This window comes from Pedobacter sp. MC2016-15, assembly GCF_026239695.1.
In the GTDB taxonomy this organism is placed as follows: Bacteria; Bacteroidota; Bacteroidia; order Sphingobacteriales; family Sphingobacteriaceae; genus Pedobacter.
Map to the genome: position 1 here is coordinate 171475 of NZ_JAPIVS010000005.1, position 26530 is coordinate 198004.

The window sequence follows — 26530 nt, forward strand, 5'->3', positions numbered from 1 at the left end:
ATGTCATTTACCATTGCTTTTTATGTGCATCATCACGGATCAGGTCATCTCATGCGCTGTCTGCAAATTGCGTCTGCCTTAAAAGGCTATCGGATTATCTTTATGGGGACTGGATTGCAGCACGTTGATCCTTCCATTGAGGTGATCGATCTTCCCTCAGACCTTCCTGAGGGTAATGAGCAGGATGATATCAGTAGCATGCTGCCTGATTCTTTTCATTATGCACCTACCGGACTCAAAGGCATCAGAGACCGTACAGTAATCATGACTTCAGTGTTTCAACGTTCGTACCCGATGTTGCTGATAGTGGATGTATCTGTGGAAGTGACTTTGCTGGCGCGTTTGTGCGGTATCCCAACTATCGTGATGAGGCAACATGGTATTCGTACAGACCTGCCTCATCTGCTGGCCTACCAGAGTGCAGAGCTGTTGCTTGCACCTTTTTCAGATAGTTTGTATCGCGGAGCAAAAGACTGGGCTTATAAGAAAACGCTGTTTTCCGGTGGCTTTTCAAGACTTGACGGTCTTTCGGGATCTGGTGAAGAGCGTAGGGGGCATGTTGGGATTTTAATTGGAGCGGGAGGTACGTCAATCGATATTCAACTAATTGAAAAAATAGCAGTTCAGGCTGAGGGATATACATTTCATGTTCTGGGTTGTAGGGCAGAACACTCTTCGGTTGCCAATATACACTGGCATGGTAAAGTGGAAAACCCGTTGACGATACTCAGTGATTGCGGGCTGCTTTTAGGAAACACGGGGCATAATACCGTGATGGAGGTGGCCGCACTGAATAAGCGCTTTATCGGGATACCCGAAGAAAGATCCTTTGCTGAACAGGAGGAAAAAGCTGCGGCGATTGCTGAGCGCTCAGGTATAAGGATCATTCAGCCCGAAGATTTGGCTGGGCAGGACTGGAAAAACGTTTTTGATGAACTTTCTGCTGAACAAGCGGACTGGAATGGCGTAATTGATGAAGACGCTTTATCCAATATCGCGCAGGCGATTATCAAAACAGGAACCACACTGTTCAATAATCAGCTGCTGCGATAGGAATTATTTTAACCGTTAACTACCTCGCCACCATTAACATGGATGACTTGTCCAGTGATAAAAGATGAATCCTCTGATGCCAGGAATACATATGCGGGTCCGAGTTCTGATGGCTGCCCGGCACGTTTCATGGCAGTTTCAGTTCCAAATTCCTTGATCTTTTTCTCATCAAATGTTGCTACAATCAGCGGTGTCCATACCGGTCCGGGAGCTACAGCATTGACACGTATTTTTTTTTCCGCCAGGTTGGTAGCCAATGAGCGTGTGAAACTGGTGATCGCTCCTTTGGTTGATGAATAATCGATGAGGTTTGGTGAGGAGCGGTAAGCTGTCACCGATGTGGAGTTAATGATCGTATCTCCCTCGCCCATATGTTCCAGTGCCTCGTTGGCAAAATGGAAATAGGCAAATATATTGGTGCGGAAGGTGAGATCCAGCTGTTTCTCATCGATAGCCTTAGGATCCTTTTGCGGGAACTGCATACCGGCATTATTGACAAGTATGTTGAGCTTTCCAAATTTCTTTACGGTACCGGCTACTGCTTTTTTACAGAATGCAGCCTTGCTGACATCACCTTTGATCAGGAGGCATGCTCGGCCTTCAGCCTCAATCAGCCTTTTTGTTTCTTCAGCATCCACATCTTCATTGAGGTAGACAATTGCTACATCGGCTCCCTCACGGGCAAAATGAATACTTGCGGCACGGCCGATACCAGAATCACCTCCGGTTACCAGGGCAACCTTGCCGGCTAGTTTCTCAGCACCCTTATAGCTGCTTTTGATATACTCCGGTGCGGGATTCATTTCCGCTTCTATCCCTGGTTGCTTGTTCTGTTTTGCTGGGGTTTTTGCCATGATATTCTGTTTTTATAGGTTTGATTGGTATAACCCTGCTGAAATGATATTGTTTATAGTTATTTGATCCGCTGTTCCGGGCTTCTCCGAAACATTACAAATTGCGAAACGTTATTAAGTACATAACCAAACCAGATACGATGAAAGATCTCGCTAGCCGTTTCCCGCAAAATCCTCTGCTATTACCAAAAGATGTGAGCCCCAGTGCTGAAGGTTTACAGGTGATCTGTCTGCTCAATCCCGGAGTATTCCGCTTTGAAGGAAAAACCTGGTTACTGGTGCGTGTTGCTGAAAGTGTGAAACAGGTTGAGGATTGGGCTTTTATACCCACATTGAATGACGAGGGGAAACTGGAAATTCTCGAAGTACCTTTGAATGACCCGGATTTAATCGCGACAGATCCGCGTATTTTTAATTATAAAGGACTGGATTATCTGAGCACTGTGTCGCATCTGCGACTGATGAGCAGTAAGGACGGCGTCAACTTTACAGAGGAAGAGGAGTACCCGGGCTTGTTTGGAACAGGTAAACTGGAGCGTTACGGGATTGAAGATTGCCGGGTTACTTTCCTCGAAGAGCAGTACTTGCTGACATATACTGCGGTGTCTGACAGCGGGGTCGCAGTAGGCTTACGGACAACGCGCGACTGGAAGATCTTTGAGCGCAAAGGTCTGATGCTGCCACCTCACAACAAAGATGTCTGCATCTTTGAGGAGAAGATCAACGGCAAATACTATGCGTTGCACCGTCCAAGTAGTAAGGATCTGGGAGGGAATTACATCTGGCTTGCAGAATCGCCTGATCTGTTGCATTGGGGTAATCATAAATGTATCGTAAAAACCAGGGCCGGCTTGTGGGACAGTGCCAGGGTTGGAGCAGGTGCGGCTCCCATTAAAACTGAGCAAGGCTGGCTGGAGATCTATCACGGTGCTACAGCAGAAAACAGGTACTGCCTTGGTGCCTTTCTCATGGATCTTGATAATCCTTCAATAGTAAAAGCGCGAACGGTTGAACCTATTATGGTGCCCACAGAAACGTATGAGCTGAGTGGTTTCTTTGGTTTTGTAGTCTTCACCAATGGACATATTGTCGATGGTGATCAGCTGACCATATACTACGGTGCGGCGGATGAATTTGTCTGTGGGGCGACCTTTTCAATCAGCGAAATCATGTCGACGCTGGATTATACAAGCTCCAACTTATAGTCCTCAAAGTTCTACAAAAATTTATTTTATAAAAAACAATCAGGTAGGGCTGATGTTGTTACCGTACAAAACCTATAAAGAAAAACATTATGGCAACTACAGGAACCGGAGTATTAAACGACCTAATTGAAATTAACAACGACAGAGTAGCTGGATTTGAAAAAGCTATTGCTGATATCAAAGATGAGAACATTGATCTGAAAACTTTATTTCAGGGATACGCAGAACAAAGCCGTAAAAACGGACAGGAACTGGCAGCACTTGTTGGTGCAGTAGACGAAGTTGAAACTGGAAACAGTGTTAGCGGAACTTTACACCGTGCATGGATTGATGTGAAAGCATTATTTGGCGGAAGCGACCGCGCAAGCATCTTATCAGAAGCTGAGCGTGGCGAGGATGCCATCAAAAAAGCATACAAAGATGCTTTGGCAAGCGGAGAACTAGCTCCAAATGCTGTGGATACCGTAAGTAGCCAGGCATCAGAGATTAATGCTGCGCATGATCAGATCAAAGCTTTGCGCGATACTGCAAAAGCATAATACAAAACACACCGTTTGGAAGGCCGCAATGTGCGGCCTTTTTTTTTGGAATAACTTTTTCCTGATTTGGTTAAATATCCTTCTTTTCGCGAATTTACGATATATTGTGGAATAAGAAGATGGAGTTTTGTTGTAAGGTGCTGTAAATTAGTGATATGTGGGTTGGTGTGCTTTTTGAAAGCTGGGACCTAATCTTAAAATCATAAATTATGGAAGCCAAAATTGGAATCAATGCAGAAAACCTTGCTGCGGTAGCACATTCATTAAGTACAATCCTCGCAGACGAGTATGTCTTGTATACAAAAACCAGAAAAGCACACTGGAATGTCGAAGGACCATACTTTTATAACAAACACAAATTCTTTGAGGAGCAATATACCAAGCTTGAAGAGATTGTCGACGAGGTGGCAGAGCGTATCCGCAAACTTGGCCATTATGCTCCGGCATCGCTGAAGCAATTCCTGGAGCTGACGCATTTAACCGAAGATGACCGTGGTAAAAATGACGCCCTGACTTACATTGAAATATTGCTGGCAGACCACGAAAGTATTCTGATCCACCTCAGAGAAAACATCAATAATTATGTGTCTGCTCTCAAAGACGCCGGAACCAGCGATTACATCACAGGCCTGATGGAAAAACATGAGACAATGGCCTGGATGTTAAGGGCGCATTTATCATAAAACATTTATAGCGGCAGCTTTGGTATTGAAAAATAAAATAACTTTACGGAAGCCGCCGCCTTAAATCTTATCTTTTATGATCAAAAAAATAGTCAGTCCAAAAAATGTATTACTGCTAACTATCCTGATATGCTCATCACTCCTGAGCAGCGCCCAGTCGGGCACTACTGACAAAGCCACAAAACTAAATGAACTGCAGCAGAAATTTGTGGATCTGCGATTCGGCATGTTTATTCACTACAATATCCCTACCTATGCGAATGCCGACTGGCCTGATCCGGATGCATCTCCAAAATTATTCAACCCCAAAAAACTAAATGCTGATCAATGGGCAAAGGCAGCTAAATCTGCCAACATGAGCTACGGCTGCCTCACCACAAAACACCATAGCGGTTTCTGCATCTGGGATACCAAAAGCACTGACTACAATGTGATGAACAGCTCCTATGGCAAAGATATAGTCAAGCAGTTTACGGACGCTTTTCGTGCCAATGGTTTGAAAGTTATGCTCTATTATTCCATCCTGGATACCCATCACAAGCTAAGGCCCAACCAGATTACCCCCAAACATATTGATATGATCAGGCAGCAGATTACCGAACTTTTAACCCGGTATGGCAAAATTGAAGCCCTGATTATTGATGGTTGGGATGCTCCCTGGTCGAGGATTTCTTATGATGATGTGCCATTTGAAGATATTTACACCCTGATTAAAACGTTGCAGCCCGATTGTCTGGTGATGGACCTGAACGGCGCAAAGTATCCCGCTGAAGGACTGTATTACACTGACATCAAGACCTATGAGATGGGCGCCGGACAAAGGATGAGCAAAGATAGTAAGGTGATGCCTTCGCTTGCCTGTTTACCCATTAATACCTCCTGGTTCTGGAAAACCGATTTCCCTGAAGTACCTGTCAGAAAACCCCAGGAAATTGTAGAAAACCTGATCAAACCCTTAAATGTCGCCAGCTGCAATTTTATTTTAAATGTAGCACCCAACCGCGATGGTTTGATTGATGATAATGCTGTCCAATCACTGAAAGAAGTGGGTAAACTATGGAAGAATGAGGGGCCGGTAGCTATTTTGCCTCCTTTGGCTTTACCTGTCATCTCCAGTAATCTGGCGATCAATCAGGCCGCTAATTCCAGCTGGAGCGATGATATGGATATTATGGATTTTGCCAACGATGATAACTATAAATCTTCCTGGAAATCAAGTAAGTCTGTTGAGGAGCCATGGTATGAGGTAGATTTTGTCAAAGAAAAAGATATCAATATGATTGTCGTGGCCGAACAGAAATCTAACATTGATACTTACGTACTGGAGTATTGGAATGGTGCGGCCTGGAAAAAGGTATTTGAAGGGACAAATGAAGACCGGATAAAAATCCACCGCTTTGACCGCATCTGGACGAGTAAAGTGCGCATGAGAATCAGCCATTCCAAAGAGGTGGCTTCCATTGCTGAATTTCAGGTTTTCAATGAACGAAGGTCATAAGTTGAGTATGTTAAATTTTTAAATTCATCGCTCAATACATAGCAGTCTTTTAAATATATCAGTAAATCTGGTAGATGAAACCGTATTTTGTATCAATAAATAAATCTAAGATGTCTAAACTCAAGTATCTCAATTGGGCACTGGGGCTCATTTTAATGATGGCTACTGAAAGTATCAGTGCACAAAGTAAAAGCTTAAAAAGTGCTGCTGAGAAACCTGTACCGCCTCGCGCATCCCCGGATATGATCGTGCGTATTTCGGAGATTGAAATAGTCGCTGAACATCTTCAAGAATACAAGGCTATCCTGAAAGAAGAATCAGCAGAATCAATGAAAATTGAACCCGGAGTAATCTCCTTATTTGCAATGTATCAGAAAGAAAACCCTCTTCAAGTTAGAATATTGGAGATCTACGCCAACAAGGAGGCTTACCAGTCGCACTTGAAAACACCACATTTCCTGCATTATAAAACAGCTACACAGAAAATGGTCAAATCTCTCAAGCTGGTAGATATGACGGGCTTTGATACGAATACAATGCCGGGTATCTTTAAGAAACTAAATTGAAATCCAAGATTAGCCTGCAGCTGCTAATTTTTGCGCAGGCTGCCTTACCGAAAAGATAGTCTGTAAGGCAACTGAGGCCATTACAAACAGCAATCCGATGTAAAAGGAAATGTTAAGCTCCTTGCTTTCATTGAAAAACAAAAAGGCAAGGATGATAGAATATACAGGTTCAAGATTGAAACTTAAGTTGACTGTAAAAGCTGGTATTCGCTTTAAAGATTCAGCAAAAAGAACATATAAGCCAACAGTACAAACTGAAGCGAGGACAATCAGAGAAATGATATCTTTAACACCAGGAATAACGGTGCTCACAGGAAAATAGTGAAGGTATAGCGGAAGAAATAATCCTAAAACCACCGTGCCCGCAATCATCTGATAATAATTGATGAGCCTGCTGTCATATTTCTTCACCAGGCGCTCATTATAGATAGTGTATAGCGCAGCAAAGACAGACGAAATCATGCCTAATGTAATACCCAGCTGATAGGAGGAATCAAAATGAAAGATCAACGCAATTCCAAAAAGGGTTAAACAGCTGAGCAGAAGCTCTGTAACATTAAACTTCCGCCGGTTGATCAGCGGACTAAAAATGGCAGTAAAGAAACTGGTCAGGCAGTAGCAGACCACACCGATCGAGATATTTGAATACTTGATGCTGGCATAAAAGAAAAGCCAGTGAATGGTGATAAAAAGACCCACCTTGCCGATGTTAAACTTCTCCTTTGACGGAATATTAGTGCTGACTTTAAATACTTTTAATACCAGCAACAACATGAGTGAAGAGAAAAGCACCCTGTACCAAACCAAAAGTCCTTCGTTCAGGGATATGAGCTTGCCAAAGATGCCAGTGAACCCAGCGATAATAACCGCGACATGTAATAATAAATATGATCTTTTCATGGAAATCACAAACATAATAATTACAAGTAAGCTACTGGGTTTTCTGACTCATTTATTTGTAATATTGTTGGATAGAAGAATTTTACGATGAACAGATCCGATACACCAAAAGCAACTAATGAAGAAATCCGGGACAGGTTTGATAATGATGTTGAGCGCTTCTCCAACCTTGAAACCGGTCAGCTAACCACCATTGATGCTCAGGTAACGATGGAGTTATGTACTGAGGCAGCTAAATTTGCCAATCCGGATGCCAAAAATCTCCTGGATATTGGATGTGGTGCGGGTAATTACACGCTCAAAATGCTCAGTAAGATACCCAATCTCAATTGTACCTTAAATGATTTGAGCGCGCCAATGCTGGAACGGGCAAAGGAGAGGGTTTCTTCTGCGACCCAAGGCGAAATTATAACTATACATGATGATATGCGTAATCTCGATCTCCGGGATCATCATTATGACATCGTTCTGGCTGCTGCTACTTTTCATCATCTACGCACTGATGCCGACTGGGACCATATGTTTGCCAAGGTTTACAAAGCGTTAAAACCTGGGGGCAGCATTTGGATTTCAGACCTGATTACCCATGAATCTGAAATTGTGAACTCTCTGTTCCATGAAAAATATGGAGCATACCTTGAAACCCTTGGCGGCAAAGAGTATAGTCAGAAAGTGTTCGACTATATTGAATATGAGGATACTCCACGATCCATAAATTATCAGCTGGATCTCTTAAAGAAAGTAGGATTCAGTGCTACCGATATCCTTCATAAAAATTCATACTTTGCTGCTTTTGGTGCGATAAAATAGTGCTATAGAGTGCCTAAAACAACTACATCCTCGTCCTTGTTGATCGCCGGAGTTCCGATGATTAACAGGATCAGGCCATCTTCCTGCGCATAAAACTTTTCCACGGTTTCACCAAAGTAATTTGTGGTGTAGCCGAGTTGCATTCCTTTTTTTACATGCTCACGAGCTTTTTTTAGCGCGTAGAATATGCCGGTTTGTTTGGAGCTGTAATACATTCTTCCTTTAATCATAACGGGTGCTTGTTGTTGCACCTCAGCATGCTCATCTGGCATAAACTTCAGGTGCTTCAGCATGTTCAAAACACTGCTTTCTACTTTTTTCACCGGTGCTTCTTCCACCATTCCCAATCGTCCGCATTCTATATCTGCAGCGGGAATCCCCCGTTTGAAGGCTTCGGCTGTGCAGTATAAAGCTGGTTCATTTTTGTTCATGTAGTTTTTGCCGTCTGTATCGAAAGTCACTACATAGTCGAATCCCATGGACACGGCCATCTCTTTTCCGGTCTTGGAAATCGCAGGCATTGAGCTATTTGAATAGTAAGCGCCATAGGCTGTTAAATCCTCAGGTGCATCTCCCGAATGCGTATCAAGGAAATAGTCAGATTTGACAATGATATTTTTTGTGATATAATCAGCTACGCGTTCAGTGATCGTGCCGTTCGCTGATCCTGGAAATACTCTGTTCAGGTTTTTACGGTCTGCCGGACTGATATAAGGTGATCTTCCTCTAAAGCTTTCCATGTTTGCGATCTGAACCAAAATGATTACACCGCTCAGGTTCTTCGGATCAATGGAGCTGATCAACTTTTGCGCAGCTAAAATAGGAGCGTATTCATATCCATGGACACCGGCAGTAATTCCTAATGTTTTTCCTTTCTTCAGGCCATTGAAAACCGTTACAGGGATGATAGTTGTATCCTTTCCGGAAACAATTGGAATGGTAAAATGCTGTTTAGTGCCCGGTTTGATTTGCCTACCATCAAATTGATAACTGGATTGAGCGAAGGTATTTTGTAAAGAACAAATCAGGAGCAGTAGAGGGCACAGAATTTTTAGCATTTTGAAAAATTTATGAGCGCAAAACTAGTATTTCAGAATACTGCGGCAGTTTATAAAATTGGAAATGGCATTTCTGTGGCATTATGAGGAGTTTGTTCATAAACCTTTGTATATGGCACTTTGTTGATAAAAGAGATGTAATAGCAGGTTACATTTACACCTAAAATTGTATATGGCTGATTTAAAAACAATTCTTCATATAGATTACCCGATAGTGCAGGCGCCAATGCTGGGAGTGACTACACCTGCAATGGTGGCAGCAGTATCCAACGCAGGTGCCCTTGGTTCATTGCCCCTTGGGGGCTTATCAAGTGATAAAGCACGAGAACTGATCAGACAGACAAAAGCGCTGACAGATCGTCCATTTGCAGTCAATCTCTTTGCGCATGCTCCTGCTAAAGAAGTAAACAGGGGTGACATTGCCATAATGCAGGAATTTCTTCAGGAGCTTTGCCTGGAATTTAATTTCCCATTCGAGGCTCAAAACCCTGACACCTTCCAATTCCATTACTATCAGGAATTGATTGATGTGCTTTTGGAAGAGAATGTGCCTATAGTCAGCTCCACTTTTGGCGTTTTAAATGAAGGAATAACCGCTGCATTTAAACAAAAGGGAGTGGTCTTAATTGGTACAGCTACATCTGTCGCGGAGGCCAAAGTATTGGAGCAAGCCGGAGCAGATATCATCACCGTGCAGGGCATCGAGGCAGGTGGACACAGAGGAAGCTTTCTATCAGAAGATACTACACCGCAGGTCGGGCTTTTTTCGCTTTTACCACAAGTTGCCGATGCAGTAGACTTACCACTACTTGCTGCGGGTGGGATTTATGATTCGCGAACTGTAAAATCAGCATTTGCGCTGGGAGCTGCAGGTATACAGGTAGGAAGTATGTTTATTGCTGCAGATGAAAGCGCAGCAAGTAATGCTTATAAAGAAGCTGTGTTAAATGCTCATGATACCTCGACAGTGCTTACGCAAGCCTTTTCCGGAAGATGGGCACGCGGTATTGAAAATGAATTTATGCGAAGAATGGACGCAAAAGGTATTACAATCCCTTACTACACCATTCAAAATCAACTCATGAGTTCGATAAGAGCCTATGCACAAAAAAACAACCTGCCTGATTTTGTAGCCATGTGGGCAGGTCAGTCTGCGGGCAAAAGTGCCCGCGCGAGCAGCCGGGATATTACAACCAAATTGATAAGAATGTTGCCGCCTAACTGATAAAAGCTATCAGCTAAGTTATAAATGATAATCTCTGATAATTAATAAATTGTATACAAATTATAGATATGAACCCGACATCATTCAAATAATGATTATGCCTGGAGGCAATAATTATTTGAATGATCAAAGGCTCCATCTGACAACTAAAAATCAATAAATAAATAGATGAACAAGATAGCAATTTACGGTTTTGGCCGCATCGGCCGACAGTTATTAAGAATCGCACTTGACAAAGGATTATTTACTCCGGAGGCTGTGGCTGATGTGAAGGATCTGAAGACACTCGCCGCTCTGTTTTCTGTAGACACTAATTATGGGCGCTGGCCCGGAAGCGTTGATACATCTACATCGGGTTTTGTTCTCAATGGGAATGAGATCGCTTATGTAGATTCCTCAAAAGGTATACCTGACTGGGGTAAAATGGGGGTAGATCTTGTTGTCGATTGCTCAGGAAGGGCGACAAAACGCGAAGGCGCACAGGCCCATATTGATCAGGGTGCCAGCTATGTGCTGGTGAGTGCTCCAAGTAAATCGCTGAACGATTGTGATGCGGTACTACTGAAAGGAATTAATCTGGAGCAATTTGACGCCTCCTCACATCACATCATCAGTATGGGGAGTTGCACTACCAATGCGCTGGCTGTACCGATCAAGGTGATCAGAGAGGAATTCGGGATAGAATACGGGCTTTTTTCAACAGTTCACTCTTACACGAACTCACAATCGCTGACAGATCAGCCGATGGGGGATATTCGGGACTCCTGGGCAGCAGCAGAAAACATCATCCCTTCATCATCTGGCGCCGCAAAAGCATTACAATTTATCTGGAGCGATCTGAAAGTGACCGGCAAAGCGTACCGGGTGCCTACAAGGACTGGAAGTATCGCTGAGCTAAACCTCATCACTACCAAACCCTGTACAGTAGAGGAAGTCAACAATGCCTTCAGGAAAGCTGCTTCAGACTCAGCATTAGCAGGGGTTATAGATGTTCTGGAAGACCAGTGGACATCGGCCAGGATTGTTGCCGACCCGCATTCATCAATAATCGATCTCAACCTTACAGCCAAACAAGGGGATCTATTGTCTATCGCCACTTGGTATGATAATGAGTGGGGCTTTAGTAACCGTCTGGCTGAGGTCGCGCAATATATTGCCTCAAGAATTTAACTTTTCAAGGTCAGCGGGATGTCCGTTGACCTTTCCTGCTCATTGGGAGTTTTTACAACATGAAACTAAAGAACCTTATTTTACGATCACAGCGCAACTAGGGAATCCTGATAGATTGTGATTAAGAGATTGTCGATTGCTAATGCCTTTTGGACGATTTGTGCTTTTAATACCAGATTGGAAAGTTATACTTGCTTTCTAGATCACAGAGATGAAAAATATTTTTAATCCATCACGACGAAAATTTATCAGCACCATGGCATTAGCAGGAGCAAGCACTGCGCTTCTAACTCATCCCTTAGCTGCCTGGACATTTGAAGATATAGACCCACGAGTTGCCGGTATTGTTGCGAACACATTCGGTATTGACACGCATAATCACATTGATGTTCCTCTGGTAAAGTCTGAGGTACCCGGTCAGGATATCAAACTTGCTGAGGCAATGAAAACATCCGGCCTATCTGCTATTTGTATGACCTTTGCTGTCGACTATCAACGTCTGGATACACCTGGACAGGCTTACGAAAGGTTTTTGAACGGACTGACGTCCATGGACCAGCAATTGAAAAACAGTGGAATCCACCGTACCTTAAACATGAAGGAAATGCTTGCAGCTCATCGAAAACATCAGCCGACAGTAATACAGGCTGTTGAAGGTGCTCATTTTCTGGAAGGAAACCTGGATCGTATGCAGGTGGCCTATGACCGTGGCTTAAGGGTACTGACCTTATTACATGATAGTGATGCTTCTGTACCATTGGGGGATGTATTTACCAATCCGGTTCGCTATAATGGTTTGACTGAATTTGGTGCAGAAGTGATCAGGGAATGCAACAGACTTGGAATTGTTGTAGACCTGTCACATGGCAATGAAGATATGGTAAGCGCTGCGCTCAAAATTGCAACGAAGCCAGTGCTGGTCTCTCATACAGGATTAAACTCCCGTACCGTTAACAATCCGATGATGGCGAAGATGATGGCCCCGCGATTAATCAGTAAGCAACATGCGCAATTTGTCGCCAGCACCGGTGGTGTAATTGGTGTCTGGACACATTTGGCAGATTCAGCACTTGCATATGCTGAGAATATCCGGGCGATGGTGGATGCAGTGGGAATCGACCATGTGTGCATAGGAACGGATACGAAGCTCACCAGATCTTCCGGCAGGCCGGGGGAAAAAGGTTCCAATCAGCAATGGCCGGAGCAAAAATCAGGGTTTTATTACACAGTAGTGGAAGCGATGCTCAAAACCGGCTTCAATGCAGAAGAAATAGGGAAAGTAGGAGGTGGCAATTTCTGCCGGGTTTTTAAAGAGGCAACTGCTGCATCCAAAAGTTAAAATAAATTGATCCTATATATTTCATAGTTTTGCGGAAATATTGATGGTTTACTGATGATATGGTGGATCATTTTATAAGATCAATTAATGAAAAGAATAACTGTATTTTGTGGTTCCAGCTTTGGAACTGAAAAGGAATATGAAGCTCAGGCTTATTTATTGGGAAAAACGTTTGCAGAAAAAGGAATTACCCTTATTTATGGTGGTGCCAATGTTGGTTTGATGGGGGCTGTTGCAAATGGCACTCTGGAAAATAATGGTGAAGTTATTGGTGTGTTACCACATTTTCTCCAGAACAAAGAAATCGCCCATCAGGGATTATCAGAGTTAATTCTGGTTGAGACCATGCATGAGCGTAAAACAAAAATGAATGATCTGACGGATGGCGTGATTACCTTGCCTGGAGGTTTCGGAACTTTAGAAGAATTTTTTGAAATGCTTACCTGGGCGCAACTTGGTTTACACAAGAAGCCAATCGGGATTTTAAACATCAATGGTTTTTATGATGAGTTGATTGCTTTGGTAGAGACCATGGTGAAAAAAGGATTTCTCAAAGCCGTAAACCAGAGTATGTTGCTGGTGAGTGACAACATCGATGATTTACTTTCAAAGATGGCAAGCTACGAAGCCCCGGCTGTTGGTAAATGGATAAATAAGGACGAAGTATAAGCTAGAATCTAGCTTCCGGCTGTAGGTTCTTGATTAAACTGAATCTTAAAGTACAAAAGAGCTGTCAATATGTACAGCTCTTTTGCTTTTATTATAGCGCTAGATCTCTTCGGACAGAATAATTTGTTCTGCTATTTTGAGTAAATAAACGCTGAGGTCCGTTTCTGATACAGGTTCCCGACTGATCCATAACTCTACGAAGACTTGCTGCACAATCGACTCTGTCATTGTGATTGACAAAGTACATTCATAAACTACATTATAAAGCATCTTCCAGTTTTTAATGTAGATGAAGTCGAAAGCTGAACGGTCATTTTGTCTGACGGCACAAATCAGCTCGAGGTCGGTCATATCAGAGTTGTACATATGATTAAATTTATAAATAAATCAATGACTGTATAGGACTAGTAAAGTGGAACAAAATTATAAGGTAAAACTTACTTTGACCTGTACATTATTTACAGGAATTTTTTCTTTACCAAAACTCATCCCCGTATTATCCTGCGCTTCATAATTGCTTTTAACATTTCCGGATATATGGTCGATTGACAATCCAATTGCTTTTCTTCGGACCGTCAGCCCAAAAGATTTTTGAAATCCAAAAGCAATTCTATTTTTGACAGATTCTGCATCAAAGCTGTCGTCCCCGCTGGTCTCATTTGTAAATGAAAAGGATCTGCTTGTTCCATTATTAGTATTTTCAGCATAGCTAAAGTCAAAGTATCTCGCCGTCGGAGCAATTTGCGCTCTCAAGTCAATCACTAATTTTTCAATCGGATTGACAGATAAGACTGGTCCAAGTTTGCCAGAAATCGCAGCTGCGATTTTTGTTCCATCAATGGAAAATTCCGGAGATCCCGTAGCATTCTTACCATACGTTGTCCATTTGTCCATTTTGTTGTAAGTTAAGGAGATGTACGTCCAGTCAAGCCCAAAATTAACAAGTTTTTTGGTGTCCTTTTTCATAAAATAAAATACTCGTCCGGATTCGAAAACAAAACCAGAGCCTGCGCCATAGTTTCCTTTGAAAATGTTTTCTTTAGGAGATAGTGATTGGTTTAGCTCATTTCCAAGTCTGTTTATTCCCAGCCGGAAATAACCAGAACGAAAGGTCTTTAGGTCCTGAGCTTTTGATGAAATTGTAAACAGGGAAAGGGTAATGAACAAGATTACATTAATCTGAATTTTGAGGGCAGTAATTTCTTTTGAAGATTGCATTGTTTTGAGAGTTTGTTTTATGGAAATATATTTGGTGGTTGGTTTTATACACTTAACTAGTCCGATATTATTGGGTTATTTGTTATAAGAAAAATAGACGTTTATGACGAAACGAATAATTATATGTAATTCAGTTAGTTATAAACTAAATCGATTAATTTAGGTCGGGAATTTGACCGGAGATTTTAGAAAGGCAGCATCTGTATTCTAAACTTATAATGTAGAAACCCTATCCTTTCATGGATTTCTGGAAATACAGATAGGTTGCTCATTGTATTTCAAACATTAGGGCAAGCTACAAAGGATGAGCTGTAGGTAGATAGATAAGAAAGGACGAAGTATAAAACTATTGTTTAGCTCGTCATGTATTTTGATGAAATGAGTAATAATAAAGTTCGGTCAGATTTTGCCTCAATGTAATTTTCCTCCAGCAACTTGCTAACCTGCGAATTTTTAATTTTAACAGCGGCCATCTGGAGAATCTGAAAAGAAGCCATTTCCACACTTTCAATATTTTGCAAATAAAAGATGATGGATAAATCCTGAAGTTCCGGTTCACCAGACTGTTCTTCAATCGCTTCGTAAGCGTCATTGATGAGACCTGTCAGGCCATGTATACTTCCTGTGTTAACTTCGGCATCCAACAGTGTATAGATCATTTGCATCCTTGCAATCTGCTTCTGGATATTCTCTGTCGTTTCTGCAATTGCGTTTTTCAGATCCGGAAATTCTGCCTGAAATACCATTGAAGGGAGTTTTGAAAGGAGGTGCATCTTGGCAGCATAAATGCGGTCGAGATGTGTCACAAAGAATTTTTGCAGCCCTTCTGAACTTAAATTGATACGATCCCACGAATTTGGTCTGCCAGTTTTTTCAGCCATAATATTAATTTGTTGAATGTAGCAATTTGTTTACTCTATTTACAAGTGTTCCAATATCAAATGGCTTGTTTATGAAATCATCCGCTTTACATTCACTTGCAATCATCGCCAGATCGTATTCTGCTGATAACAGCACTACTGGGATTTGTCCTGTCTCTGAATCTGCTTTGAGCTCCCGACAAATTTCTGCACCGCTTTTCGGTGATCCCACGATTCTGATGTCCATAAGAATCAAATCTGGATGTATTATATTTACCTCATCAAGTGTTGTGCCTGTTGAGTTTATTACTGTCTGAAATCCCTCGTCGGTCAAAATGATCTTAAGAATGGCCAGGATGTTTGGATCGTCTTCAATAATTAAGATCTTTTTTGTCATAGGTTATTTTTTAATAAATCATGTGATCATGATCTACAGTTTTTTATGTTTTCATAACAACTCTGAAATATCGATGCCGTAGACCTGATGAAACAGTGTTTTAAAATGGGCGGTAGAAGTATATCCTGCAATAGCGGCAATCTCACTGATTGTCCGGTATTTACCATATGAAATAGCTTCCCATGCTAAATGCAGGCGTATAGTTCTTACCAGTTTATTAGGCGTTGTTCCAAGAATCCTTTGTACCTGTCTGAACAATTGTCGTTGACTACAAGCCATATCTGAACTTAACTTCTTCAGGCTGATATCCTGGACTGCGGCATATTGTCGTACCAGCATCTCAAATCTATTTAACCAAAGCTGGTCCTTTTGATCTACGGCTGAACTAGAGCCAATCCACTTCAGATTAGAGTCGTCTGGACTGAGTACAGGTAAGATGATATCGATATCTGCAGCAAACATTTTCATCTGCTCGGTATTGAGCTGAGAGATGATCTCTGCTACACGATCCACACCATTTGTTTTTTTGATGGATGTTACGTTTTTCGCAATCGCGAAAATCAGATTGTCACGTTCAACTGGCACTGCAGTCCAAAACAACCAAACTGTGGATTTATCCTTCGCAATAAATCTGTTTTCAAAACTTAGTACCGTTTCTCCTCTGCGCAGTCTTTCTGCTGTTTTTGCAGCTAATTCACGATCACCGGGGTGAATAAATGTGTCAACAGGTGAATTGAGCAGTTCAGATGTCGGATAACCAAGTGTAGTAGCTACTGCCGGGTTAATTTTTTTAAAGTATCCATCAAACCCTACGATGCATATCAGGTCGGGTGATAATTCAAAAAAATATTCCAGGTCGAACTGGTCGTCTCGTGTTTTCGTTCTCATCTGGATCGGTGGTTCAGGGCCCATTTTCTTCATTAGCAAAAACGGCAAATTAGTGTTATTGTTTCGAAACTGATACCCTGCAACGTATTTTGGCAAGTTTGGGAAAGATTAGGCAATTTCGCTCTCTATCCTTCTGCCGGGAGTCTCAATTATATACCGTAACACTTATAGGTGTTCTCGAAAAAATCCTGTAACTCATGTCCCGGTTTTTTACATGAAGGCTATTTTGGAATGCTGTTTAGTTCATACAGGGCTGAGCTGCTATCGTTGAAATAGTGTGAGATTGTATGAAATTCTCCTGCCACTTTCAGAAAAAAATATGCGAGATGTAAACGAATGTTTAAAGGTGATAGTTCCTGTTGGCAACATCGTGCCTAATAGAAACAGCTGCCTCCTTAACTGCAATATCGGCAATATTAACACCCATTTCTGTAAGCTATATCAAATCTTGGCACAAAAACATGAGCACACATTGATCCTCACAGCTGATTTAGATGGTGCTCCATATGCTGTATATAATCCAGGATTAAAAACTCGAGCGTCAGGGGATCACCATTTCCAGTGTAAACAATTTCGGTGCTGTAAGATACTTAAATATCTCACAAGTGATCGAAAGTCAACTACTTAAATCTTATGCTATTTTTAGATGCTTAAGAAACACATCTGATGTAGAAGTTTCTGGTAAAAATAATAGACTTTTAGTACTAAGCTCCAGATCTCTCTTGAGTTTCTGCAGGATTTTGATTGAGCGGAGACCGGCGTAAATGTAACCCGACACAGTACCGATTAGAAAAAAGTGCCTTCTGATCAAATATTGATTTAAGAGCTCATTGTATTCAGAATATATTTTGCTGTATTCTGGACTATCGTTACAGGCAAGTTGTAGACGGTCCTCAAAAGCTATGAGCTGAGGATCATCTTTATGGGTTTTGTAAAGATATAATGCATGAAAAATATTGAGCGAACTCAGATTATTTTTCATTTTCGAAATGGATGAATCCAGATATAGAAACATCCAATCATCACTGCTTACGAAACCATTAATCGCCTGATCACGTAGTTTGTATTTTAAACGGGACAGAAGTATTTCGAACTTTCTGTTGTTGTAAATTCGATATTGTTGTAATGCGTAATGTATGATGAATGCAAATAAAAAAGTGATAATGTAATTCATGGTAATCCTTTAGTAGATTTCAATTTTTTGATAATTAATCTTTCGTGGTATATTTCAATTTCCGTCCTGAGGCGTTCAATTTCTGCTTTGTCCATGGCTCTGAGAGTTAGAAAAGTGAACCATTGTATAATGTAAATGATCGTTGAGAATATTAAGGTTACAATCGTTAATGATTGTAAATGGGAGTTATTTTTTAAAAGTATCCATTTATCGATCATCTCAGCTTTTTGTAGATCACTGGAAAAGCTATATGTACCTCCAACTATCGAAATAATAATAAATCCTGGCAAGCCTATTCTGGAGATAATGTCCGTGCCTAAAAGAATAAATCCTGAGAAGGGATCATGGACCCGCTTTCTGTTATGTGACTTATTTGCTTTATGAGGTCTAATATTCGACATTCGCTTACATTAAACTCAAATATACAAAATTACATATTTAAGAAACAAATTAATTTAATAAGATTATTTAGTTCTTCAAGTATTACACTGTTTGCTGTAAATCTTGCTTTGGAGAACTGATCTCAGATCATGACGCACCTCTGTTAAACCCAATAGTCTCCCGGTAATTCTGAGGCGAGATATCCGTTTTACTTTTAAAAACCCTGCTAAAATAATACTCATCCTCATATCCAAGCTCCCAGGCAATGGCCTTTACAGTTTTTCCTGTCAGGTACAATTCCCTTTTTGCTTCAACAATAATCCGCTCAGTGATCAGGTCTGAAAGCGTTTTATTAAAATGGCTTTTCGTCATCCTCGTGAGGGCTACCGGTGTCACATTCAATAGATCAGCATAATCACTTGCTGAATGTTTTAACCTGAAATTCTCCTCAATCGCATTCCTCAGATTCTGTATCATCAGCCGCTGCTTTCCGCTGAGTTCATCTGTTTCCTGAATAGACTGCTGGGCAACCTTTATCCTCGTGGCCTGCACCAGCAGAATTTTCATGTAGGAGACGATCACTTCATCAGATCTCAGTTCGTCCCTTTTCAACTCATCCACAATCTGACTGACGTTAAACAAAAGACTTTTCCTTGCACTTTCTTCGAGTTGGATAAACGGTTCATCATAGATATTGTTAAACAAAATACCATTGCAGGCAATCTCTTTATGGTGCCTGTAGATGCAAAAGAAATCGTGGTGGAACTGTATGCAAACCCCTGTAAGCACTCCTTTTGTCTTCAGCATGAATGGCTGATAGGGGTAAAATGCAAACATCGTATTTTCGCCGAAATGATATTCAGTAAGATCAACCTTAGCCAATCCTTCACCTGCATTGATAATGATCAGAGTGAAATAATTATTGCGTTGCATGTGATCAAAATAGCTGTCATTGTCAAACTCAAAAACTTTGAAAGACAAATTCCCATTCTGCTGGTTTACAAGTGTATAAACAGATTGTGATAACATGATTATTATTTATTTAAGGTCGCTGAAAATTGTGAATTGAGTAGATTACACTCTTCCAGGCAGATGCCCCCTGTGATCATTGGTTTGCTGCCCCATTTGGGAACATCCTCTGTAGAGAGAAGACTGAACTGTGATGTTAGTCCGCCAATATAAGGCACTGCCGTCCCGTAAACTATCTCCGGGATCCTGTGGTGTCTGATCATGTAGGAGCACATGATGCAAGGTTCATGCGTTGTAAACATATAGGCTTCATGTAAATGATCAGCATATCCATTACCTATTGCCGACCTGATCGCCAGAATTTCTGCATGATTAGTAATGTCGCCCGTAGATTTACCTGATTCTATCCCTGTTCCAATGATATTTCCGTCAAGCACCAGTATCGCGCCCACAGGTGGATTGCCAGCTGCAAGCGCCATGTTGGCAAGGCTCAGGCATTGGTGCATATAATATTCAGCTTCCTTGTGCATAGTTTTATAATTCAATCTCCATATCTGATAAAGGTCTTGCGCAGCAAATAAAGATTTTACCGTCCAATGGCTCCATAAAAGGCTCCGGATCATACTCATAATCACCAGTAACAAGTTTTGTTTCGCAGGTACCACAGGTTCCCATCCTGCAATTATTGGGAGGAGTTAATCCTACCGATTCACACAACTCCAGTACGCTGCCTTTACTTTGATCCCAGATTATGGTCATATCTGATTTGAGCAGCTTTATTGTGTGCGTCAGATTCCCCTCAGCAATATGATCATTGGCCGTAGCAAAATACTCATTATATCTCTGAGAATCATCAGCGCTCTGTTGTTTCATTTCGCCCGGCAAATTCTCAGGATTTGTCTTATCGTCATTTTTATCTATTGATAACATTTTGTTAAGGATTAAATGGTGAATACTCTAAAAAGCTCCATCCTACACGATGATGTTCAAGCGTATGTATCCAGCGTGCAGGTTTGAATAGCCAGAAACGGCCGGTACCTTTGGTTCTAAGCAGGTCATCCTCAGCGTTCTGATCAAAAAGCAAACTCGCAGTACCAGTCAGCTGCAGCGTCTCTCTTTTTTCAAAGTCAATAAAGAGCAGTCCCACTTTAGGATTCTGCAGTACATTGCCGAAGGTATTGAAGAAGCTGGCACCCGGGTAATCCGGTATCTTCAAAACACCATCCTCATCTACCTGCAGAAAACCAGGATTACCACCGCGGTGTGAAACATCCAGATGTCCGTCTTCTCCTGCGCTGGCTACGAAGAAAGTATCAGTATCCCTGATCCAACTGATCATCACCTCGGTAAGCCCAACACCTTCGCTAGTCCCCGATTGTGTTTTTTCAAAATATTCAGGCATGGAGATGACCCTGCGCTGGATATATTTAGGGCAATTGGGATAAGACTGATCCACGCTAAGCTCGATCTTTGATCCCTCCATAGTAACACTTCCGTTAACCCTCAGTCTTTTACGGGAGTCCAGTTCAATAAAGAGGCTGCCGATCTGGTTGTCCGTACTGATGTTCCCGTAAAAGATATCATCGGGATTACTCACCAGCTTTTCCCTGTCGAAAACCACCAGTGCAGGATCTGCGACTTTCACAAAGCCAAAGTTGCCAATCAGGATTGATGCCCACAGTTCGCCTTCCTGATTTCTGCTGCCCACGACTGCCATGGGTTGCTTTTCTACAAAATTGATGGCCCCCTTAACAATGAAGGGAGTAACGAGCTTCTTGTTCTGATCGGCTATCTCTGCTTCGCCGACACGCTTCTGGATTTCAAGCTCACCATCGTGATACACATTTTCCATATGTTATGAATAAATCACCGCCTCCCGGAAAGAGAGAACGGTGATAAGTAAAGACTAAAAAATAAGGACATCGTAGCCGTCTTTCCTTAGGTTAAGGAAACTTGGGAGACCGGCAGTTCCGGGAACCTTGTTGTCATCCAGATGGTCATATCCGGAGATATCAGCCCCAAATACGGCGGCACATCCTGTAGAAATTCCTTCTACCTTATCTTTTACTTCGAGGAAAAGACCGTGCACAGGGTGATCTGATTTCTCCAGCTGCTCCGGCCATCTGGTTCCGGTGCCCTGGAAGATGATTTTCACCTCTTCAGCTGCATGTTTGAAGTCGTACGCTGCTGCCAGTGCATTAAATACTCTTCCGAGTGCTTCTTCTGAGCCTGCTTTGGGATCAGAAAGAATGACGATTGCTGTTTTACTCATGTTTATCGATTTATTTACAGTACAAAGATGGGCCGCCCGGGACTGGCAGAGAATGGAGATTTTTTACAATTTGATGGATGAATTAGCGATCAGATTTGTCCATGGGATAGTTTGATTTGTCCATTCCCGGTCGAGGGCTGATGATGCATATTTACCGTATGACGAAGGATCTCCATTGCAGCACAATAATAAAAGACAATCCTGATGTATTATCCTGGAATGAGGATATTTATATGTTCCATTACCGGCAGTTGCATGAAATAGAAAAAGCCAACATGTGCGTGCATATGAACCTCGTCAGTATCGTTGTTCATGGAACAAAGGAAATCCTGGATCAGGGGAGTAAGCTGATAGTACCAGCAGGGTCAGGCTAATTTATGAAAAAGGGCTGCTACCTCGTTACAGATAAAGTAGATCCGGATAGGGGATATGAATCGATTATTATATTTTTTTCAGATGCCTGGCTGCGTACGCAGGTAGATAGTATATTGGCTTGTTCCAGCGGTGCTACATCAGAAACAATGCAATCCACTGTGGTATGCAGGTAAAGAGAAATATAAATAATTTATTTTCTTTATTGTTTAATTAAATCTTTGTGATTACATTTGTGATGTTAAAATAAACTGTATATGAGTAATTGTTAAATAATATATTAATTTTGTAACATCTCAAAATATTTGAGGTGTTCTACTAAGAACCTCGTGTAAGCAAATGTGGAAATTTACAGGATACGAGCGGTAAGTAGAGCACCGGGTTGCCTATATTTGCATATATAGGTCCGGCGCAGCTTATTGTAGGATCCGAATAGTTTACTATTCCCCGATTTCCACCGGGAAGCTTACACTACAAGAACTGTTGCCGGACCTATGTTTTTTAAGGCCTTCTTTCATTTCTTGTACAATGGTTCTATTGAAAAATAAGTCAATAGCATCCAAATGAAAAAGAAGAAATTCAGTACCGCCAGCAGTGACCACTTTCCTTCCAGCTACAGCCAGATCAGCGTGAAGCCGCCTGATTGATCCATCCTTTTTTGCCTTTTTTTCTAAAGTTACGCTAACGATGAAATACTCGTAATGGCCGCGCTTTGTCCAAAATGTCCAATTACCAACCCTAAACCAAAATCATTCAAAACCTTAAACAAATGAAAAGAGAATTCACACAAAAAGAACACTTTGACGACTTTATCGAAGTTCTTGCAGAGCGATTTGAGCCTTTATACATTTACTGTTTTGGCACTGCCGCACAATCAAACAAAAAAACGGGATGTTTTATTGATCATGTTGATGAAGAAACTAACCGCTATTTTTTATTGATGATCACTGAAAGCTCAACCAGAATTGAGCATGAGGTGCAAAATTATGTCAATGACCATTTTCATCATGGTACGATCACTGCGTTGGTACACGGCAAAGAAACATTGATCGAAGCTGTGAGGGCCAATAGCAAGTTCTTTATCACAGTTGCCAACAATGCTGAACTCATATACAGCAAGGATTCAACGATCAAATCCTTTCAGGTCCCTGCCTTTATTCCGACACAAGCGGCAATTAAAGCCAAAAAACATCACAATCACCGGCAGATGCTCGCAACCGGTTTTTTGGAAAGTGCGCTTGAATGTATTCACAAGGGAAAGCATAACCTGGCAGCTTTTATGTTACATCAGGTGGTTGAACAAAGCTGTATTGCGCTGATCAGGGTTCATCTGGCTTACCGATCTGATATACACAACCTGTACCGCCTGCTCCGTCTATGCGATAGCTTTTCTCCCGCTATCTCTGGCTTCTTCCTGGACGAAAGCGAAGAGGGCAGGAGGCTGTTTGATATCCTGGCTAAAAGTTATTCCGGTGCCAGATACAAAGACGATTTTTGCGTAGGTCCGGCAGATGCGACGAGGATGTATTATCAGGTCGCTGCCTTTCTAAGACTTACAACAGCATTGTGCAATGATAAAATCGAGTCGCTGGCTATAGAAGCAGAGGTGTACAAACAACTGCAAAAAGAAAGAGAGGTAGTTTATGGATAGTTTTTTCAGTCTGCCATTTAAACCAGGGACAAGGATACTCACTTTAAATACTTTAGACCAACACTCCAAATTCAGGAAACCAGAACGGGGTTATATGCCCATCCACGACCGGGAGATATCTTTTGCCAATGAGCTGCTAACCGTGGGGGTGAAAATTTATGATGAACCCGAAGAAAAGGTTTATATCAAAGTAACTGAGCATGCACTCCTGGTCAGTTGCAGTGTGGATACCGACGAAAGCTATTTGAGTCGTTACGCTTACTTTGCCTTAACGGAGATGATGGATTCTATGAAGCAATGTAACTTTGACCAGTGGTTCTGGCCGGGATGTTTTGACCCGGCAACAGGGAAATCCAAGTTTCTTTCGATTGCGAGAATGGGTAAGATCGTGTTCTGCCGCTTAAAACTTGCATACCGTGGCCTGGTCAAACCGGGACATACGTTTCCAATTTTATCTGATGAAGATGCCATTCCACGGAGCGCCTCTGCGGTGATCCATGAGCGTATTCCCGCCGATGGTGATCCGATAGTTGGATTCTCGCTGGCATACCGAGATTTAGGAAAACGTTATGATGAACATGTGCCCTTTGTGGTTCCCTATCTCGGCATCGCCAACAAAGCAAAAACTGTAATCATAGGATTTCACAAGTATATCTCAAGTGAAGAAGATCTTTTCCTGCAGGACCTCAGCGATGAACAGCGGCAGCTGGTAGATATCTGCCTCGATATGAGACAGCAATCAAGAGTGAGATACATCAGTTCTTATGATAATATCGGGGAGATCGAAGAAAAACGGCAGTACAACAGCCAGATTTTAAAATATGTATTTGCACTGTGGCAGCAGGCAATGCCCTTACTGGCGGGCAGGTTGTTTACGCACTACCAGTACAGCTACGGCATGCGGCGTCTGAAGGGCAAGCCCTACCGGGACAGGCTGTCCAAATGTGTATTCCGGAATGAATCGCCGGAACTGTGTTTTGTATGGAAAGATTTCGGGGATCACTATAAGCTTGAGCTGCGGTTCAAGATCGATAAACAGATTTGGATGCCCTCTTATGAGTTCAATGTAATCTTCCTGGCTAATACACAAAAGAACCCGAGAACATTTTACCTGCTCAGAAGTTATATGGACTCAGTTTTAGTAAGTTATTTTCATGAGGATAAGTTTCAGCTGGTGATTCTTAAGGAGCATTATGAGGGGAGGGTTCAGGAGTTTGTAGAGGGGCTGCGCAGCAGGTATAAGTTTGTGGAGAGGTAGATATACTTAGAAGTCGGCACTGCTTTTAGTGGCAGTGCTGAACTTTCATTTTAAAAGTATTGGTTAACTATGGGTAGGTTATTGTTTTTTTATTTAAGATTTTGTTAAGAAATCTCTTTCTTAAAAATTAATTTTAATTTGTTATTTAAATTTCAAAGCAGGTAAATATGACATTTCCAATCTATCAAATACAGCCCCAAAGCATCTCTGAAACAGGAATTAAATATTTTTTTATCAGTAAAGGGCCTAATGATGTTGTTAAAGCAGTAGAGTACTTCTACTTTGCCGACTACAATGGCAGAAAAGTGTACAATTTAGGATTGGGAGACTATAATATAGCTACTGACAAAATTGATGATAAAAATTGTACTGATAATGGGGATGCATACCATGTATTTAATACGGTATTAAGTACTGTACCAGAATTTTTTAATTCTTTTGCTGATGCGGCAGTGATGGTTACAGGAAGCGATAGCTCTGACGAATTTGAACAAGGATGCAGACAGACATGTAGAAGAAAAAACTGCAATAGTATATGTAGAAAAAAGCATCAGAGAATCAGAACATACTGTTCATATGTTAGCAGAGAATACGATTCTTTACTTAAGGAATTTGAATTTTATGGAGGAATTCAAACTCGGGATGGTACTGTAATTGAGCGTTTTATCAAAAATAAACTTTATGAATCCGTACTTTTAATTAAGAAATAATTATTAATTTTGAAATATGAAAACTAAAGAAAAAGATGTAGAGCAAATGGTTCAGATTACTGAATCAGGGTTGTTGTCTTTGGTTGCAAGTAAATTAAAAGACAGATTACTCTTCCCTGAAAAAGTAGAAGAGGCAAAAAAAATCTTTACCAAGATTAAATTTAGTGAATTATAAATTATAAGAGGGTCTACAAGATCCTTTTATAGTTTATTGAGAGATTTAATGCTTTCAAAGCTATCATACGATCCTGTTTTCCAGAAGTGTTAAACACCTTGAAATCTTTAGCAATATTTCAATGAGGAGTTTAATAATATGATTAGCCCATCAAACTTATTCTTAGAATTGCTTCATCTTCTCACGTAACTAATATAATCTGTATTAATCGGCTCAATACCACTCCCCCTCAATTCCGTGGGAATCTGTGCCGGGTGATATGTGCCATGATTCAGCACATGAATGAGTATATCATAACGGGAATTATGAAAAGTTTTACCTGTAGAATTTTTATACTCAATAATCGCTGATTGCTGTTCTGCAGATAGGGGTATCTGCTGTTCCAGCAGGGGGGAAGCTTCATTATGCATCATTGTACAGGTTGCTAAAGTATGCTCGTCCCAGGCACCATATAATTGAGGCGTACCCGCAAGCCTGCTTAACCACACACTTTGTGTATTTACAATATGGCTGAAAAGTCGCAGACATTCCGGGGGCAGGATCGCAGACTGCTCTGTAAATAAATGAATAAGCGCCTGATTGGCCCAATTATTATACTGCCAGAGTTTATTTAGGGTATCCATATAGATATGACTT

30 protein-coding genes are annotated in these 26530 nt (G+C 41.5%); 16 read left to right on the forward strand and 14 right to left on the reverse strand.

The genetic code is table 11. From position 1 onward, the window contains the following. Positions 1-1053, forward strand: coding sequence for a glycosyltransferase (locus tag OQY15_RS15990; protein WP_265792843.1), 1053 nt, complete (start codon positions 1-3; stop codon positions 1051-1053). 8 nt (positions 1054-1061) lie between these two features. On the opposite strand, the gene OQY15_RS15995 is transcribed toward OQY15_RS15990, so the two are convergent. Continuing rightward, complete coding sequence (locus OQY15_RS15995) at positions 1062-1907, reverse strand: SDR family oxidoreductase (RefSeq protein WP_265792845.1); 846 nt, start codon at positions 1905-1907, stop codon at positions 1062-1064. A gap of 140 nt (positions 1908-2047) precedes the next feature. Here OQY15_RS15995 and OQY15_RS16000 point away from each other — a divergent pair, with 140 nt between their 5' ends. From OQY15_RS16000 to OQY15_RS16020, 5 genes are all read left to right on the forward strand, one after another. Then, positions 2048-3112: a glycoside hydrolase family 130 protein gene (locus OQY15_RS16000; protein WP_265792846.1), complete on the forward strand. Its 1065-nt coding sequence runs from the start codon at positions 2048-2050 to the stop codon at positions 3110-3112. A gap of 89 nt (positions 3113-3201) precedes the next feature. Then, entirely contained in the window at positions 3202-3651 is a 450-nt protein-coding gene (locus OQY15_RS16005; protein WP_265792847.1) for a PA2169 family four-helix-bundle protein, read from the forward strand. Between the two features lie 209 nt (positions 3652-3860). After that, positions 3861-4334 (forward strand): DNA starvation/stationary phase protection protein, encoded by a 474-nt coding sequence (locus OQY15_RS16010; protein ID WP_265792848.1) that lies wholly within the window; start codon positions 3861-3863, stop codon positions 4332-4334. Positions 4335-4410: 76 nt separating this feature from the next. After that, a complete protein-coding gene (locus tag OQY15_RS16015) occupies positions 4411-5832 on the forward strand; it encodes an alpha-L-fucosidase (RefSeq protein ID WP_265792850.1) in 1422 nt (473 codons plus the stop codon). 110 nt (positions 5833-5942) lie between these two features. Next, entirely contained in the window at positions 5943-6398 is a 456-nt protein-coding gene (locus tag OQY15_RS16020; protein WP_265792852.1) for an antibiotic biosynthesis monooxygenase, read from the forward strand. 9 nt (positions 6399-6407) lie between these two features. Here OQY15_RS16020 and OQY15_RS16025 read toward each other — a convergent pair whose 3' ends face one another. Then, the gene (locus OQY15_RS16025) at positions 6408-7298 is read right to left on the reverse strand and encodes a DMT family transporter (RefSeq protein ID WP_265792854.1); all 891 of its coding nucleotides are present in this window, start codon (positions 7296-7298) and stop codon (positions 6408-6410) included. An 87-nt stretch (positions 7299-7385) separates the two neighbouring features. On the opposite strand from OQY15_RS16025, the gene OQY15_RS16030 reads away from it, so the two are divergent. Further along, on the forward strand, positions 7386-8108 hold the full coding sequence (locus OQY15_RS16030; protein WP_265792856.1) for a class I SAM-dependent methyltransferase: 723 nt from the start codon (positions 7386-7388) through the stop codon (positions 8106-8108). 2 nt (positions 8109-8110) lie between these two features. On the opposite strand, the gene OQY15_RS16035 is transcribed toward OQY15_RS16030, so the two are convergent. Continuing rightward, the gene (locus tag OQY15_RS16035; protein ID WP_265792858.1) at positions 8111-9166 is read right to left on the reverse strand and encodes a M14 family metallopeptidase; all 1056 of its coding nucleotides are present in this window, start codon (positions 9164-9166) and stop codon (positions 8111-8113) included. Positions 9167-9338: 172 nt separating this feature from the next. Between OQY15_RS16035 and OQY15_RS16040 the strand changes: the two genes are divergently transcribed. The 4 genes from OQY15_RS16040 (at position 9339) to OQY15_RS16055 (ending at position 13569) form a co-directional block, all read left to right on the forward strand. Continuing rightward, on the forward strand, positions 9339-10391 hold the full coding sequence (locus OQY15_RS16040; RefSeq protein WP_265792859.1) for a nitronate monooxygenase: 1053 nt from the start codon (positions 9339-9341) through the stop codon (positions 10389-10391). Between the two features lie 168 nt (positions 10392-10559). Continuing rightward, positions 10560-11561: a glyceraldehyde 3-phosphate dehydrogenase NAD-binding domain-containing protein gene (locus tag OQY15_RS16045; RefSeq protein WP_265792860.1), complete on the forward strand. Its 1002-nt coding sequence runs from the start codon at positions 10560-10562 to the stop codon at positions 11559-11561. Between the two features lie 211 nt (positions 11562-11772). Then, the gene (locus OQY15_RS16050; protein WP_265792861.1) at positions 11773-12900 is read left to right on the forward strand and encodes a membrane dipeptidase; all 1128 of its coding nucleotides are present in this window, start codon (positions 11773-11775) and stop codon (positions 12898-12900) included. Between the two features lie 87 nt (positions 12901-12987). Further along, a complete protein-coding gene (locus OQY15_RS16055; protein ID WP_265792864.1) occupies positions 12988-13569 on the forward strand; it encodes a TIGR00730 family Rossman fold protein in 582 nt (193 codons plus the stop codon). 99 nt (positions 13570-13668) lie between these two features. On the opposite strand, the gene OQY15_RS16060 is transcribed toward OQY15_RS16055, so the two are convergent. The 10 genes from OQY15_RS16060 to OQY15_RS16105 all read right to left on the reverse strand — a co-directional run bounded on the left by OQY15_RS16060 (position 13669) and on the right by OQY15_RS16105 (position 21728). Then, the gene (locus OQY15_RS16060; protein ID WP_265792865.1) at positions 13669-13935 is read right to left on the reverse strand and encodes a hypothetical protein; all 267 of its coding nucleotides are present in this window, start codon (positions 13933-13935) and stop codon (positions 13669-13671) included. A 57-nt stretch (positions 13936-13992) separates the two neighbouring features. Then, entirely contained in the window at positions 13993-14787 is a 795-nt protein-coding gene (locus OQY15_RS16065) for a hypothetical protein (protein WP_265792866.1), read from the reverse strand. Positions 14788-15140: 353 nt separating this feature from the next. Further along, positions 15141-15668, reverse strand: coding sequence for a DUF892 family protein (locus OQY15_RS16070; protein WP_265792867.1), 528 nt, complete (start codon positions 15666-15668; stop codon positions 15141-15143). Positions 15669-15672: 4 nt separating this feature from the next. Beyond that, positions 15673-16044: a response regulator gene (locus OQY15_RS16075; protein ID WP_265792868.1), complete on the reverse strand. Its 372-nt coding sequence runs from the start codon at positions 16042-16044 to the stop codon at positions 15673-15675. Between the two features lie 51 nt (positions 16045-16095). Beyond that, complete coding sequence (locus tag OQY15_RS16080; RefSeq protein ID WP_265792870.1) at positions 16096-16965, reverse strand: helix-turn-helix domain-containing protein; 870 nt, start codon at positions 16963-16965, stop codon at positions 16096-16098. A gap of 1669 nt (positions 16966-18634) precedes the next feature. Further along, positions 18635-19516 carry a helix-turn-helix transcriptional regulator gene (locus tag OQY15_RS16085; protein WP_265792872.1) on the reverse strand — a complete coding sequence of 294 codons (882 nt, stop codon included), beginning with the start codon at positions 19514-19516 and terminating at the stop codon, positions 18635-18637. 5 nt (positions 19517-19521) lie between these two features. After that, positions 19522-19986: a nucleoside deaminase gene (locus OQY15_RS16090; protein WP_265792873.1), complete on the reverse strand. Its 465-nt coding sequence runs from the start codon at positions 19984-19986 to the stop codon at positions 19522-19524. Positions 19987-19990: 4 nt separating this feature from the next. Beyond that, positions 19991-20386, reverse strand: coding sequence for a 2Fe-2S iron-sulfur cluster binding domain-containing protein (locus tag OQY15_RS16095; protein ID WP_265792875.1), 396 nt, complete (start codon positions 20384-20386; stop codon positions 19991-19993). 4 nt (positions 20387-20390) lie between these two features. After that, entirely contained in the window at positions 20391-21308 is a 918-nt protein-coding gene (locus OQY15_RS16100) for a pyridoxamine 5'-phosphate oxidase family protein (RefSeq protein WP_265792877.1), read from the reverse strand. 54 nt (positions 21309-21362) lie between these two features. Further along, positions 21363-21728: a hypothetical protein gene (locus OQY15_RS16105; protein ID WP_265792878.1), complete on the reverse strand. Its 366-nt coding sequence runs from the start codon at positions 21726-21728 to the stop codon at positions 21363-21365. A 158-nt stretch (positions 21729-21886) separates the two neighbouring features. On the opposite strand from OQY15_RS16105, the gene OQY15_RS16110 reads away from it, so the two are divergent. The 5 genes from OQY15_RS16110 (at position 21887) to OQY15_RS16130 (ending at position 25894) form a co-directional block, all read left to right on the forward strand. Then, the gene (locus OQY15_RS16110; protein WP_265792881.1) at positions 21887-22102 is read left to right on the forward strand and encodes a hypothetical protein; all 216 of its coding nucleotides are present in this window, start codon (positions 21887-21889) and stop codon (positions 22100-22102) included. Positions 22103-22869: 767 nt separating this feature from the next. After that, positions 22870-23751, forward strand: coding sequence for a HEPN domain-containing protein (locus OQY15_RS16115; protein ID WP_265792883.1), 882 nt, complete (start codon positions 22870-22872; stop codon positions 23749-23751). After that, positions 23744-25009 carry a hypothetical protein gene (locus OQY15_RS16120; RefSeq protein WP_265792885.1) on the forward strand — a complete coding sequence of 422 codons (1266 nt, stop codon included), beginning with the start codon at positions 23744-23746 and terminating at the stop codon, positions 25007-25009. The genes OQY15_RS16115 and OQY15_RS16120 overlap by 8 nt, the downstream gene beginning before the upstream one ends. A 167-nt stretch (positions 25010-25176) precedes the next feature. Then, positions 25177-25719 carry a hypothetical protein gene (locus tag OQY15_RS16125; protein ID WP_265792886.1) on the forward strand — a complete coding sequence of 181 codons (543 nt, stop codon included), beginning with the start codon at positions 25177-25179 and terminating at the stop codon, positions 25717-25719. Between the two features lie 16 nt (positions 25720-25735). After that, the gene (locus OQY15_RS16130; protein WP_265792887.1) at positions 25736-25894 is read left to right on the forward strand and encodes a hypothetical protein; all 159 of its coding nucleotides are present in this window, start codon (positions 25736-25738) and stop codon (positions 25892-25894) included. 173 nt (positions 25895-26067) lie between these two features. Here the strand turns inward: OQY15_RS16130 and OQY15_RS16135 are convergent, their stop codons facing one another. Next, positions 26068-26517 carry a DinB family protein gene (locus tag OQY15_RS16135; protein WP_265792889.1) on the reverse strand — a complete coding sequence of 150 codons (450 nt, stop codon included), beginning with the start codon at positions 26515-26517 and terminating at the stop codon, positions 26068-26070. Positions 26518-26530 lie beyond the last annotated feature (13 nt).